The organism is Enterococcus sp. DIV0210g (genome assembly GCF_050559705.1).
GTDB classification, from domain to species: domain Bacteria; phylum Bacillota; class Bacilli; order Lactobacillales; family Enterococcaceae; genus Enterococcus_B; species Enterococcus_B faecalis_A.
The window spans coordinates 705,443-718,997 of sequence record NZ_CP187903.1 but is presented as its reverse complement, the minus strand read 5'-3'; the positions used below and the strand labels follow the sequence as shown (position 1 = coordinate 718,997).

Sequence of the window (13,555 nt, the reverse complement as noted above, 5' to 3'; positions counted from 1 at the left end):
AAAATCCCCCTCTCTTTATCAATACATACGCAGAGAGGAGGCCATTTTATTTGATGATTTGCGGAATGTGGTGCAGCGAAGGAACCACAGCAAGTGTTTTTTCTTTTAATTCATCTGTGGGTTTTAATAAATCAGGTACCATGACCACTGGGATCTCTGCACCTAAAGCAGCCAAAATCCCGTTATGTGAGTCTTCCAGCACCAATGTTCGTTGTTTCTGTGTACCCAGTGCTTGATGAGCCAACAGAAAAATCTCTGGATCAGGTTTTGCCCGCTTCACATTTTCCACAGAGACAATATCTTGGAAACGATGATGAAGCTGATTTTTTTCCAGCAGCAAGTCGATCACTTCTCGTTTATTGCTAGAAGCAACCACGCGCGGAATCTGATGTTCATCCAAAAAATCCAATAATTCACCGACACCAGGTTTTAATTGGACACTTCCCGAAGCAAACATTTCTACCGTTTTCTGGTAAGAAGCATCAATAAAACGTTGGACATTCTCTTTCCCAAAAGGTGCAAAAATCTGGTGATAATTGGCACAGACTTCCTCGTCTGAAACGCCTAAGAAACGCAGATAAAGTTCTTTGTCATAAGGAAATGCCATTTTGTCTGCTACGATTTGTGTTGCTTGGTAGTAAACCATTTCTGTATCAAACAATAACCCGTCCATGTCAAAAATCACTGCATCAAATCTCATCTTTTTCGCCTCCTAATTCCAATAATAGATTCCGTACTTCTGAGACGAAATAAAGAGATCCCGTCACCAAAAGCAAGTCCTCACTTGTCATTTTCTCTAAAATATCGCCTAAGCCAAACTGCCAAAGTGAAACAATCGATACTTTCTCATCTTCAACTTCCCCGATACTGCTTAAATCGATTGCTTTCGGATATTCGAAAGTCGTCAAATAAATATGAGCATTCGGGATTTTTTTCAATTGTTCCAGCATCTCATGGACATCTTTGGTCTTTAAGGCAGAAAACAGGATATTGATATGATAATCTTTGAACTCTGTTGTCATATTTTGGATCAGTCTTTCCATCGCATGGGTGTTATGGGCACCATCCAAAATAACTAAAGGCTCCTCACTCATTTTTTCCATTCGTCCTGGCCAATATGCTTTTTTCAGACCGCGGCGAATCTCTTTTTCTCTGAAAGGAAGATTTTCTTCTTCACAATAAAGTGCATATAGTTCTAGTGCCACACTGGCATTTTCAATTTGGTGTCGACCAATCATTCCAGTGGTCAAAGAAGCAAGCTTCCCATTTTTTCCGATAAAAGTAAAGACTTCGCCCCACTCAGCAGCTGGATGCTGATAGACAGCTTCATATTCTTTCCCATAGACAAAGGTTGGGGCTTGCTTTTCAGCAGCTGTCTTTTCAATAACTTTTTGAGCTTTTTCGGCAATATTTCCTAAAACAACAGGAACACCTTGTTTGATGATTCCAGCTTTTTGGGCAGCGATTTCCTCGATTGTATTTCCAAGGATATCCATATGGTCATAGCCAATCGTTGTGATTCCTGTCAACATTGGTACAGCAACATTTGTAGAGTCCAACAGACCGCCTAATCCTACTTCAAAAATGGCCACATCTACTTTTTTCTGCCAAAAATAATCAAATGCCATTGCTGTCAACGTTTCAAATTCTGTTACACCAGCCACGGCTTCAATAGTGTCTAATTCAGTTACTAAAAGCTGATATTTTTCAACCAGTTCCACTAAGTCTTGATCTGGTATTCCTTTTCCATTGATAGAGATCCGCTCATTGAAGCTTTCGATATAAGGAGAAGTAAATGTCCCTACAGTCAAACCAGCTTCTTCCAGCAAACAGCGCAGATATGTCACTGTTGAACCTTTTCCGTTCGTGCCGGCAATATGGATCGTTTTTACTTTTCTTTCTGGATGATCTACTTTTTCTAATAAAGCCTCTACTCGTTCCAAGCCTGGGCGTGAGCCAAAAGGTAAACGGCTGTGGATCCAAGCAATAGCGTCTTCAATCGTCATCGGCAATCCCTCCATTTCTCTTCCATTATAACAAAAGGCAGACGACAGCCGAAAAAATTCTTTCAAATAAAAGAAAAACCCGCAAAACATTTTTGGTTTTACGGGTTTTCTCTTCATACTCTTTGTTCTTGCTTCTTAAAGAATCGTACGCAGACTTTCGATACGTTCTTTGACTGCTGTTTGTTTTTCTAAGTAGTCTTTTTGTTTTGCTTTTTCTGCTTCAACTACTGCTTCTGGGGCGTTTGAAACGAATCGTTCATTGCTTAATTTTCCTTCAACGCGTTTGACTTCGCCGTCCCATTTAGCTAATTCTTTTTCTAAACGTTTGATTTCTTCTTCAATATTGATCAATCCTGCAAGCGGCAAGTAGATTTCTGCCCCTGTTAACACTGCTGACATTGCTAAATCTGGCGCAATGATTTTGCTTGAGATCGTCAATTCTTCTGGATTACAGAAACGTTCGATATAGCTTGTGTTCTCAACCAAGAATTGATCGATTTTCTTATCATTTGTTTTGATCAGCAATGTGATTGGTTTAGAGATTGGTGTATTTACTTCTGAACGGATATTACGTACGGCACGAATCAATTCTTTCAAGACTTCCATACCTTCAGAAGCTGTTTCATCGTTATATTCCGGATGAACAACTGGATATTCTGCTACAACTAGTGACGTACCAGTATGCGGAATATGCTGCCAGATTTCTTCAGTTACAAATGGCATGATTGGGTGCAGTAAACGTAAGATTTGGTCAAGTGTGTAAACCAGGATGCTGCGAGTCGTTTGTTTCGAAACAGCATCATTTCCATACAAGACTTCTTTACTCATTTCGATATACCAGTCACAGAAATCATCCCAAATGAAATTATACAATTGACGTCCTGCTTCACCAAATTCAAAGTGTTCAGATAAGTCTGTTACTTTTTCGACTGTTTGGTTCAAGCGTGTCAAGATCCAGCGGTCTGCTACTGTTTTTTCACCGGACAAATCAATGTCTTCGATCGTCATGCCTTCTGTATTCATCATAACGAAACGAGAAGCATTCCAGATTTTGTTGATGAAGTTCCAAGCGGCATCCATTTTTTCATAGCTGAAACGAACATCTTGTCCAGGAGCAGATCCAGTAGATAAGAACCAGCGCAATGCGTCAGCACCATATTGATCGATTACTTCCATCGGGTCGATCCCGTTTCCAAGAGATTTACTCATTTTTCTTCCTTGTTCATCACGGATCAATCCATGGATCAAGACGTTTTCAAAAGGACGTTCCCCTGTAAATTCCAAACTTTGGAAAATCATTCGGCTAACCCAGAAGAAAATGATGTCATATCCTGTTACCAATGTACTTGTTGGGAAGTAGCGTTTGAAATCTTCACTATCTGTATCAGGCCAGCCCATTGTTGAAAATGGCCACAAAGCAGAACTGAACCAAGTATCCAAAACATCTGGATCTTGTACCCAGTTGTCGCTGTCTTCTGGCGCTTCCATACCTACGTACATTTTGCCAGTTTCTTTGTGATACCATGCTGGAATCTGATGTCCCCACCATAATTGGCGAGAAATAACCCAGTCATGGACGTTATCCATCCAGCGTAAGAATGTTTGATTGAAACGAGGAGGATAAAATTCTACAGCATCTGGTGTGTCTTGATTATCCATCGCTTGTTTTGCTAAAGGTTCCATTTTAACGAACCATTGTGTAGAAAGGCGTGGTTCTACGACAACACCTGTACGTTCAGAATGGCCAACGCTGTGGGTCATTTTTTCGATTTTGATCAAGCGTCCGATTTCTTTCAAATCAGCAACGATTGCTTTACGGGCTTCAAAACGATCCATTCCTGCATATTTTCCTGCAAGATCGTTCATTGATCCGTCTTCATTCATTACATTGATGCGAGGCAAGTCATGACGATTACCAACCTCGAAGTCATTTGGATCATGGGCAGGAGTGATTTTTACGACACCCGTTCCAAATTCCATATCAACATATGTGTCAGCGATGATTGGGATTTCTTTATCCATCAAAGGCAAGATCACTTTTTTACCAATCAAAGCTTGATAACGTTCGTCGTCTGGGTGAACGGCTACAGCTGTATCTCCCAACATGGTTTCAGGACGTGTTGTTGCGATTTCTACGACACCTGAACCATCAGCTAATTCATAGCTCATATGATAAAATGCACCTTCGATATCTTTGTGGATTACTTCGATATCTGATAATGCAGTACGTGCTTGAGGGTCCCAGTTGATGATATATTCGCCGCGATAGATTAATTCTTTTTCATACAATGTCACAAATACTTTGCGAACTGCTTCGGATAAACCGTCATCTAAAGTAAAACGTTCTCTACTGTAATCAAGAGATAATCCTAGTTTTGACCATTGTTCGCGGATATGTCCAGCGTATTCTTCTTTCCAGTCCCATACTTGGTCGATGAATTTTTCACGGCCAAGATCATAACGTGAAATGCCTTGTTGACGAAGTTTTTCTTCTACTTTTGCTTGTGTTGCGATACCCGCGTGGTCCATTCCAGGCAGCCACAACGTATCGAAACCTTGCATTCTTTTTTGGCGAATGATCATATCTTGCAGTGTTGTATCCCATGCATGTCCTAAATGCAGTTTTCCTGTAACATTTGGCGGCGGGATTACGATTGAATAAGGTTTTGCTTCTTGATCGCCGCTTGGTTTGAAGAGATCTTTTTCAAGCCATTCATGATAACGGCCCGCTTCTACTTCTTGCGGATTGTATTTGGTTGACATTTCTTCCGTCATATCTGTTTTCCTCCTTTATAACTAAAAAAAGTCCTAAAATACTTTCGTATTTTAGGACGTAAATTACGCGGTACCACCTAATTTGCAGTAGAAAAATGAGAACTACTGCCGCTTTAAGCGTGAGTTAACGGTCACGACTCGTTTATCTCTACATTAAGCCTTCAAGATAAAAACTCCCAAGCTACCTTCACCAGCTGCCGTTAAAAGCGTTCCACCTATCCGCTTTCTCTCTAGAAACATTCGCTAGCTACTCCTCTTGTTCAACGTCTTGTCTCATTCTACAATGCTTTTTTTTCAAAGTCAATAAAAGGTCGGTTAAAGAAACTGGCAGATTGTTTTTTTATCATTAGTTATTTTTCAAATGCTTTCTTTTTCTCTTGAACAATTGATTCATTTCTCTTTTTCTGTTGATTATTTACTGATGCTTCTTTCATCCCTTGTCCTTTAAGCGTGTCAAAAGCAACTACTGTTGGGTTCGTCTTCGGCACAGTGTCTGTTCTCTTTTCTTGCCTTGTATTATATTCTTTTAAACTTTCATACCTGTTCATTACCTTTTGAGCTCTTTTTCGATTTTGGTTTCCTGCCTCATTAAAATCCCCTACATACTCAGTTTGCAGATTCATATACACACCTGCTGAGTCTTTTAATAATGCATATACCACATCCGTACATCTCATCCAACTCTATCGCAGCGTCTACATTCACTTCTTTCGCAATCAAATAAATCTCTTATATTCGGCTTCACTTGCTCGTTTTCTTTACTATTATTCCACGTACTAAATTCGTTAAATGGTACTCGTTTTTGACATTCATAAAAAACTTCTTTTAATGCAGGATTTTGTTTCATCCAATGACGGATCTCTTCACTTCGATAAATACAATCAGCAAATTTTTCTTCTTTGTCTGTTCTATAAAAATTATGATTTATTTCCGCTAGAAAAGCAGTTCTCATAATACCTTCTATATTTTGTTCTGTATGCACTAAGTCCTTACGAAAATTAGTTAGTGCTGTGTCCTTCTCCTTTGTTTTTTTAGAGATAAGTTTTTCTATAGCTAATACAATCTTTCTCTTCTCCGCTTCTATCTCTTCTGCATCCATCTTTAAATAACGATTTATCCATCTATTCACTTGGTCTTCTGAAGGTTGAAATTCATTACTTTGAAGTTTTTTTGTGATTGATCCAACAAGCTCTTTTTCTCTTTCAGTATTTTTCAATAAGTCTAATACTTTTTTTCGTTCATGGGGCGTACTATGCGGCATTTGTTTATTGTTCATTTCAACCCGAACGAGCTCTGCTGCGACAGGAAACACATGCTTCAAATAATCATAAAATAATTCGAATATTCCTTGCTCTTCTTCCTTTGTTCCAAAAAAACTATCAATGGCTATTTTTCTGTAACCTTTTTCGGCAGCTTCGCCATTCGTCAATTCTCTGTAATTGAATGATCTGTGTGTCCCACTATGAAATAAATCCGATGTCATTGAAAAAATATAGTTTTTCGTTTCCATGGACGTTAACTTATCTTGTAAATCCAGACATCCGGATTGTATTTCAACTGTTAACTTTTCATGCTCTTCTTTTGCCCACTCAATAACGTCCTCACTATGTTTCCCATTCTTAGTTTGTATAATTGTTTTTAACCAAAATTTTTTATTAGTGATTGGCTCTGACAGATAGTTGAACAATACCTTGCCTACATCAGCATTATCTGTAATATGTTGAAAAGAGTGACAAGCTTCGACGACTTCATCCATCGTTAGCATTTTCTGTTTTCTACGCGCTGCTAGCTCTTCACCATCTAACCGTTTCCATTCCTCTCTTTTTTTCAATGTTTCCATTACTTGCTTATAGTAGTTATTGTTTTTATCTGGAACGCTATCCATCACTTCAAATATCTTTTCCTTAGGCCTTTTGTATTCCTCATTGTTCATTTCTGTACCTCCTTTTCTAAATATTAACTAATTTCAATTTTCCACACCCCAATAAAAATAAACGTTATTTTATAAAATCACGCGCACATATATTAAATTATTATAAAGGTAAAAAATAAATAAAAACAATCTAAAAACTAATATAACTTCGTTATTTTAAAGAACTAAAAAAACCCAAACAGGAAAAAAAGTTTTCTCTGCTTGAGTTTATTTAAATTCAAATATGATTGTTTATGAAAAGACGGAAGAATAATTTTCATCAAAATAAATCAACGTTTGTAATTCGGTCGTCAAATCTATGTATTGCACATTCACACCTTCTGGCACTACTACACGATCTGGTGCAAAATTCAAGATAGCTGTTACATCGCTTTTTACGACTTCATCAATGGCTCTTTGTGAATATTTGCTTGGAACTGTGGAAATAGCTACAGACAGATTTTTTTCTTCAGCAATCTCTGCGAAGCGCTCGATAGGATAAATCATTTGTCCATCGATCTCTTTATTGACTAAATCAGGATCGTTGTCAAAGATACATACGATATTCAAATTGGCATTTCGGCGAAAATTATTATGCCACAATGCTTTTCCTAAATTGCCGTAACCAATCAAAGCAATCCGTTTTTCTTCCTGAGTATTTAAAATACTATCAAAAACTTCAATCAAAAATGGGACATCGTATCCGTATCCGCTTCTGCCTAATTCGCCTAGATGAGAAAAATCTCTGCGGATAGTTGCAGATGGGACCTGCGTGATATCACTGAATTCTTTTGATTTTATTCGGCTGACACCTGAATCATCCAGCATCTTCAAGTATCTCAAATAAAGCGGTAGCCTTTTCGCTGTTGCTTTTGGCAGTAAGTCGTATCTTCGTAATTCTTGCATATCCAACCTCCTTGTTTGTAATTTCACAATATATAATAAGTGTATCATGATTGCGCTTTCCTATCAAGGGATCTTTGGATAGACGATGACTGCTGCTTTTATTACACATTTAAATTTTAAATACTTAACTTATAAAAGACGGTTCTATTCCACTTTTTTCACAAAAAATTTCTATTTCAGAAATAGAAATAACGCCCAGATGCGTATACGCATCTGGGCGTTACAGTATTTTCTTGGAAAGATTCTTAATACTGTAAAACACGAAGAACGAAGTGATTCGATGTCGAACAGTATCTACTTGGTGCTCGGATCAAAGCACTGAGAAAACAATCTCTTTTAAACGGTGTTCAAGAACCAACTCCTTCGGCAATAACTCAAAAAACCACAAAACATGTAAAGCTGTTTTGTGGTTTTCTTCGTTATTGCTTGGAGCTGAACGTTTTTTTCACAACCTCTAATCAAACGGTGTTCAAACGATTGCTTCTGCGGAAATAAATCAAAAAAGACAAAAATGTGAGAAGCCATTTCTGTCTTTTTTTCCTTATTTCTTGAAGCAGAACATCGTTTTCACGACCTCTACTTAAACGGTGCTCGCAAAGCTGACTTTCGGTATTAAGCTTCTTCTCAGCAAAATATAGGAAGCTATTTTGCTGAGAAGAGTCTTAATACTCAAGTCATAACGCTTTGCTCACAACCTCTATCCAAACGGTGTTCGCGATCTAACTTCTTCGGTAATAAGCTGCTTCTCTGAAAAATATGAGAAGCTAGCAGCTTATTACTTGGAGCTGAACAGCTCTTTCACGACCTCTATTTAAACGGTATTTTCTCAGTTGCTCCTAGGCGTTAAGCTTTTCAACGGAAAAACATGAGAAGCTGTTTCCCCGTTGAAAAGAGTCTTAACGCTCGGACCAGGACACTGAGAAAATAACCTCTTTATAACAAATCAGAAAACTCTTCTGCTTCTTGTTTCATTTCTGCTTGGATCTCACTAAATTTCAGTCCTTCAAGCGCTCGCTGGATCATTCCTTCGATATCCAAACGTTCTTCGTATTGATGGACTTTATCCAAACGCGGTCTTGTTTTTGGCTGCGGTGGTGCGAAAATCGTACAGCAGTCTTCAAATGGCTGGATCGCTAGTTCAAAGGTGTCGATTTTTTCTGCTACTTCGATGATTTCCAATTTATCCATTGTTGCTACTGGGCGGACAATTGGTGTATTTGTGACTTCATTGATGGCTACCATGCTTTGCAATGTTTGAGAAGCGACTTGGCCTAATGATTCGCCGTTCAAAATAATCAAACCATGACGCATTTTTCGGATCTCATCTGTTAAACGCAGCATCATTCTGCGGGTCAAGGTCATCCAATAGCCTTGAGGAACAGATTTCTTGATTTCTTCTTGTACTTCAGTAAACGGTACTTCGATAAACTGGATCGTTCCTACATAAGGTGCTAATTTTGCCGTTAGATCTTTTGCTTTTTGCAAAGCTTGTTCGCTTGTATAAGGCGGGCTGGCAAAATGGACTGCTTCGATTTCCACACCGCGTTTCATGGCAAAATAACCAGCAACTGGTGAATCGATTCCTCCAGATAACATCAACATACCTTTACCGCTTGTACCAACTGGAAGGCCGCCAGCTCCTTTGATCGTTTCATAAGAGATATACGCACCATCTTGGCGAATCTCTACGCGCAATGGAATATCTGGGTTGCGCATTTGGACTTGGATCTCAGGAAAAATATCGAATACAGCATTTCCTAATGTTTGATTCAATTCATTACTGTTCAGTTCAAAATGATGATCACTTCGTTTTGCAATGATTTTAAAGGTTTCTTTTCCTGTATAGATTTCTTTCATCACATCTTGAACAGTTTTCTTTAGTACTTCAGTGTCTTTTTCAACACGGATACTTGGAGAAAAATTTTGGATCCCAAAAATCTTTGATAATTTCGGAAAAACAAGCTGACTGTCTGCACCATTCAATAACAAGTGCATGCGGTCACGGTCAGCATGGATTTTTATTTCTGGAAAATCGCTTAATGCTTGGCGTACATTTTGCGCAAGCTGCATGATAAATGATTTACGGTTTTTTCCTTTAGTAGATAACTCACCGTAACGAACCATGATTTCACTGTAATTCACAGGATTACCTCTTTCTTTAGTTGATAGCAGAGAACTTTTTATAAAGCTGTTTGAAAATGATCATGAATTGTTCTACTTCTGCGGATGTATTACTTTCATCTAAACTGATCCGAACCGCTGAAGTTGCCAAGTCATTCGAAACATGCATGACATGAAGCGTGCTGCTGGCAAGATGTTTTCTAGAAGAGCAGGCACTTGTTGTAGAGATAAAGATTTGTTTTTCTTCCAATGCATGGACCAGCACTTCTCCGCGAATCCCTTTTAAGGAAAAACATAAGATATGCGGTGCATATTCTTCGCCTTCTGAAAAAATCGTTACCTTATCATAACTGCTTAAAGCATTGACCAATGCTTGTTTCAAGTGTTTGGTATGGTTAGGCTTGGCTTCTTTTTGATCCAGTGCCAAACGTAAAGAACGCGCCATCGCAACAATTCCTGGAACGTTTTCTGTACCGCTGCGCTGGTTCTTTTCTTGACCTCCGCCTGTTAATAATGGTGCTAAACGACGGCCTTTTTTCCAATAAATAAATCCAGTTCCGCGTGGTCCGTGGAATTTATGGGCAGAAAATGTCGCAAAATCAACACGATCTGTCAGCCACTCTTGTTGTGCTACTTTGCCGATTGCTTGGACAGCATCGACATGAAAATGGACTTTTGGATACGCCTCAAGCAACTCGCTGATGGCTTTGATTGGCTGGATGGAGCCCACTTCATTATTGACGGCCATGACAGAGATGAGGACTGTTTCTTTGCGGATCAACTTTTCCAGCTCATCAACTTTGACGAAACCTTTTTGATCGACAGGTGCTACACTGACATCGATGCCCAAACTTTCTAGTTGTTTGGCCGTCTCGCTGACCGATGGATGTTCGATGCCGGAAATGATCATATGGTTGCCATATTCTTTTTTCTCAATCATCGTTCCTTTTAAAATCCAGTTGTTTCCTTCAGTTCCGCCAGAAGTAAAGTAAACTTCTTCTGGATCTTTCCCGATTTGTTCCGCGATTTGCTTTCTTGCTTGCTGCAGCAAACGGTTTGCTTGATTCCCCAAGTCGTGAAGACTGGAAGGATTCCCAATGATCCGCTGGCTGGTTTTAACGTACGTATCCAAGCTTTGCGGGAAGATCGGGGTTGTCGCACTATTGTCAAAATAAATCATAAAAACCCCTCTTTTTTGAAATTCTTGTTTATTATAACTGTTGTCTTATCAGCTTTCAACCATTCTTTCTTTACAAAGAAAACAAAAACAGCTGATTATGGATCGATTTTCTACGTTGAAAAAACCAAAAACCAAGCAATCGATGATTGGCATCGTAAAGCTTGGTTTTTGGAACATTTTTGCTGATTCTATCAAATCAGATCTGGGTTATTGAAATAGAAGTCTTCGATTCGTTTGAATGCGCCTGGTTCTACTCGTTCTAAAGCTGTGCCGATCTCATCAAGTGCTTCTTGATAGCGGTATTCTTTATTGAACAAGTGGTAGCTTTTTTCAATTGATTCTTTGATTTCTTCGTGGGTATGACGGTAGCGGTTTGCATATTGCATCATTTGTTCTGTTAGTGCAGCAGCATCTACTAGGTCATGTGTCTTTTTATCCAAGATTTCGATATCCTCTTCGCAAAGTCCAACTAAGCGATTGATTTCTTCCATATCGATCCGGATTTTATTTAAGGCTGCGCTTAATTCTTCGACACGATCAGTTACAACAAAGAAAAATTCCAAATAATCGTTTGGTAAACCAGGTAAACGTTGTTTTTCAACAAAACGTTTAAGATTACGCAATTTGAATTCGAACGTATCGATTTTGTCTTGCGCTTCTTTTTCGCCTTTTCGCAATTCGTGCAGCGAGTCATCGATCTCCACTTGCTGTCTTTCGATATCATCGAGGATCTTGAAGGCATTTTTGTAGAACACTTGGGCTTCTGAATAAGGGATCTCATGCTGCTCAAGCTGCGGTGTCATTTGATCATTTTGGCGTTCCAATTCATCCACTTCTGTTTGGAATCCGCGAACTCGTCCGATTTCATTGTGATTCAGCGCATAGCTTTGTGATGTATGATCAAGTTCGATCATCAATTGGCGATTATTCTTCGATGCGTGAGAAATATATTCTTCAATCAGCGGTTGATTTTCTTTCACATATTTCTGTGCTTCGATCTCGCGTTCCAATGTATCGTAAAGTCCGTCGATCAAATCTGCTGTTTCGCGGTTTGAGACCTCAACTGTAGCTACTTCTGTTTTTTCAAGATCAGCTAATGAGTTCTCGATCCTTTTCTCGACGTGTTCGATTTCTCCAGCAAAGTTTTCTTCCGGAAATACATATTGTGCTTCTTGCAGTTGTGCATAGCCGTCTTTGATTTCTTGCAGCTGTTCAGGGAAAGTTGAATCTAAGTCTTTAAATAACGGTGGGATCTTTTTCATCAATGTTTCGACTTCGTACGTATGTTTCTCTGCTTTATCCAATACTTCACGGGCTTCTACTGGGTCGCCAGAAGTATTCAGCGTCACAAACTGGGTGAAGTCGATCTCGATGTTTTTGACCTGTTTTTCCAATTCAGAAAGTGCAGGTCCATATTCGTCCGCGTCTTCTTTGACTTTCTTTTTCAATTCCTCATAAACGTCCAATGCTTGTTGGACTTCAAGGGAATTACGTTCTTCTGTTTCACGTAATTCTTTTAGGCCGTCACGGATCTCAGCGACTTTTTTCTCCATCTCTGATATCATTGCTTCTGCTTCGACGACGGCTTTTTTGCCTTTTAGAAATCGAAAGGTCTCATTCATATTCTCTACTTCAAAGATTTGGCTTTCTAACTCTGCAAAAGAAGAGGTAGATATGTCATTCCACTTTTGACTCCATTCACGAAAAGTATTTTGGCTTTGTCCAACCAGATGCATTTTTTTGACATCATCAACTTCCTCGATCACTGGCAAGTCAAACAGTTCTTCCTTGCGTTTCTCCAAGGCATCTAACCGATCTTGGTTCTGTTTTTTCATAAAATAGGCCACTAAGTAAAGAACAATGGCTACAATAATGATCGCAATGACGATTCCGATGATAACATTACTTCCCATTTATGGTTCCTCCGTTTTCACTATGCATCTTTTCGCACACAGATATTTGATCTGCTCCGCACATTTTAACTACTTATCGTTACGAATAAGTCCTTTTATGCAAAAGACATCTATTATAGATTATAGCATACTCTTTTTGCGCATTCACTATCTTCCCATAAAATCTTTTATTTTTTCTCTTTGCAGAAATAACAATTTTTTTGAAAAAAATCACTGCTGGTTTTGCTGTGCTTCTCGGTATTGCCGCTCGAGTTCTTTTTGGATTTTTGGCTCTGGTGCATGGTCAGCTTCCCAATTTTCTGGTTTCAACACTTTATTAGTCACAGGATCATAATGCGGTTGACCATCTGGAAAAAGTTTTCCCATATTGGCTTGGTGGACGATATCAAAAATGCGGGTAGGATCTACCCCCATCAGCGAGAACGAACCATAAGTAAAATACAAGATATCAGTTAAAGCATCCACTTGTTCTGTCAGAGGATTTTCTCCCCAGCCTTGTTTTTGGCTCATCTTTGCTTCTGCTTGATCCAGTGCTTGATGCAGCATTTGGACTTTTTCATGCAATTTATCTAAATCACCGCCAGTTGCTGCCGCTGTCAATTCCACTAACTCTTCGATTTTAAACGCTGCGCGAAATGTTGCTTCATCCACGGTAAACGGCGTAGGAACAGCTGGCCGCCGAGGGTCAAATGTTTGATGAAATTCTTCTGCTTGTTCAAAAGGTGTCTTTTTTTCGGTCATT

The 13,555-nt window shown here is 39.0% G+C and carries 10 protein-coding genes and 1 other annotated feature; all 10 genes read right to left on the bottom strand.

The window, feature by feature from the left end; genetic code table 11:
* Nucleotides 1–46: 46 nt before the first annotated feature.
* The 10 genes from IGI64_RS03535 to IGI64_RS03490 all read right to left on the bottom strand — a co-directional run bounded on the left by IGI64_RS03535 (nucleotide 47) and on the right by IGI64_RS03490 (nucleotide 13,554).
* Nucleotides 47–700, bottom strand: a complete 654-nt coding sequence (locus IGI64_RS03535; RefSeq protein WP_016624241.1) for an HAD family hydrolase — start codon at nucleotides 698–700, stop codon at nucleotides 47–49.
* A complete protein-coding gene (locus IGI64_RS03530) occupies nucleotides 690–2,006 on the bottom strand; it encodes a bifunctional folylpolyglutamate synthase/dihydrofolate synthase (RefSeq protein WP_429939503.1) in 1,317 nt (438 codons plus the stop codon). The genes IGI64_RS03535 and IGI64_RS03530 overlap by 11 nt, the downstream gene beginning before the upstream one ends.
* A 135-nt stretch (nucleotides 2,007–2,141) precedes the next feature.
* Nucleotides 2,142–4,781: a valine--tRNA ligase gene (locus IGI64_RS03525; protein WP_429939502.1), complete on the bottom strand. Its 2,640-nt coding sequence runs from the start codon at nucleotides 4,779–4,781 to the stop codon at nucleotides 2,142–2,144.
* Between the two features lie 49 nt (nucleotides 4,782–4,830).
* Nucleotides 4,831–5,054: a binding site (T-box leader), on the bottom strand.
* Nucleotides 5,055–5,131: 77 nt separating this feature from the next.
* On the bottom strand, nucleotides 5,132–5,404 hold the full coding sequence (locus IGI64_RS03520; RefSeq protein ID WP_429939501.1) for a hypothetical protein: 273 nt from the start codon (nucleotides 5,402–5,404) through the stop codon (nucleotides 5,132–5,134).
* Between the two features lie 50 nt (nucleotides 5,405–5,454).
* A complete protein-coding gene (locus IGI64_RS03515) occupies nucleotides 5,455–6,714 on the bottom strand; it encodes a hypothetical protein (RefSeq protein ID WP_429939500.1) in 1,260 nt (419 codons plus the stop codon).
* A gap of 231 nt (nucleotides 6,715–6,945) precedes the next feature.
* Nucleotides 6,946–7,599 (bottom strand): redox-sensing transcriptional repressor Rex, encoded by a 654-nt coding sequence (locus IGI64_RS03510; protein WP_034862107.1) that lies wholly within the window; start codon nucleotides 7,597–7,599, stop codon nucleotides 6,946–6,948.
* A gap of 933 nt (nucleotides 7,600–8,532) precedes the next feature.
* On the bottom strand, nucleotides 8,533–9,741 hold the full coding sequence (thiI, locus tag IGI64_RS03505; RefSeq protein ID WP_034862109.1) for a tRNA uracil 4-sulfurtransferase ThiI: 1,209 nt from the start codon (nucleotides 9,739–9,741) through the stop codon (nucleotides 8,533–8,535).
* Nucleotides 9,742–9,757: 16 nt separating this feature from the next.
* On the bottom strand, nucleotides 9,758–10,900 hold the full coding sequence (locus IGI64_RS03500; protein WP_429939499.1) for a cysteine desulfurase family protein: 1,143 nt from the start codon (nucleotides 10,898–10,900) through the stop codon (nucleotides 9,758–9,760).
* 191 nt (nucleotides 10,901–11,091) lie between these two features.
* A complete protein-coding gene (locus tag IGI64_RS03495; protein WP_429939498.1) occupies nucleotides 11,092–12,813 on the bottom strand; it encodes a septation ring formation regulator EzrA in 1,722 nt (573 codons plus the stop codon).
* A gap of 210 nt (nucleotides 12,814–13,023) precedes the next feature.
* Complete coding sequence (locus IGI64_RS03490; protein ID WP_429939497.1) at nucleotides 13,024–13,554, bottom strand: HAD family hydrolase; 531 nt, start codon at nucleotides 13,552–13,554, stop codon at nucleotides 13,024–13,026.
* Nucleotide 13,555 lies beyond the last annotated feature (1 nt).